This window comes from Pseudovibrio sp. Ad26, assembly GCF_001623285.1.
Lineage (GTDB): Bacteria > Pseudomonadota > Alphaproteobacteria > Rhizobiales > Stappiaceae > Pseudovibrio > Pseudovibrio ascidiaceicola.
Genome location: NZ_LMCE01000053.1, coordinates 1 through 845 on the forward strand (window position 1 = coordinate 1; position 845 = coordinate 845).

Here is an 845-nt window from a genome sequence, read left to right on the forward strand (position 1 = left end):
GTAGCGAAGGAATAAGAATTACCGATATCGATACATCAGGAATATTTGATTCAGATGATATGACTATCAAGGCCGCCTGAGTGCGGTTTTACCGCATACCAATAACGCTTCACTCGAGGCGTTTTTCGTTATGTATAAATAAGGAGCACACCATGCAATATGCCATTGCAGGGTGGCCTGTTGCTGGCTGCCCTTCCGAATCTTTACTTGAACGAATCACCCGTAAATTACGTGACGGATGGAAACGCCTTATCGACATACTTAATCAGCCAGGAGTCCCAAAGAATGGATCAAACACTTATGGCTATCCAGACTAAATTCACTATCGCCACTTTTATTGGCGATGAAAAGATGTTTCGTGAAGCCGTCGACGCTTATAAAAAATGGATATTAATACTGAAACTGAGATCAAGCAAAAGCATTCACTAACCCCCTTTCCTGTTTTCCTAATCAGCCCGGCATTTCGCGGGCGATATTTTCACAGCTATTTCAGGAGTTCAGCCATGAACGCTTATTACATTCAGGATCGTCTTGAGGCTCAGAGCTGGGCGCGTCACTACCAGCAGCTCGCCCGTGAAGAGAAAGAGGCAGAACTGGCAGACGACATGGAAAAAGGCCTGCCCCAGCACCTGTTTGAATCGCTATGCATCGATCATTTGCAACGCCACGGGGCCAGCAAAAAATCCATTACCCGTGCGTTTGATGACGATGTTGAGTTTCAGGAGCGCATGGCAGAACACATCCGGTACATGGTTGAAACCATTGCTCACCACCAGGTTGATATTGATTCAGAGGTATAAAACGAATGAGTACTGCACTCGCAACGCTGGCTGGGAAGCTGGCCT

2 protein-coding genes are annotated in these 845 nt (G+C 46.5%); both read left to right on the forward strand.

The features are described from left to right. The first annotated feature begins 300 nt into the window (after positions 1-300). Positions 301-429 (forward strand): host cell division inhibitory peptide Kil, encoded by a 129-nt coding sequence (gene kil / locus PsAD26_RS29365; protein ID WP_001007579.1) that lies wholly within the window; start codon positions 301-303, stop codon positions 427-429. A gap of 74 nt (positions 430-503) precedes the next feature. Beyond that, complete coding sequence (locus PsAD26_RS12625; RefSeq protein WP_000995451.1) at positions 504-800, forward strand: host-nuclease inhibitor Gam family protein; 297 nt, start codon at positions 504-506, stop codon at positions 798-800. Positions 801-845: the final 45 nt, after the last annotated feature.

Coding starts and splice junctions, on each gene's coding strand:
- kil (WP_001007579.1), top strand. CDS start 301: ATGGCTATCCAGACTAAATTCACTATCGCCACTTTTATTGGCGATGAA.
- PsAD26_RS12625 (WP_000995451.1), top strand. CDS start 504: ATGAACGCTTATTACATTCAGGATCGTCTTGAGGCTCAGAGCTGGGCG.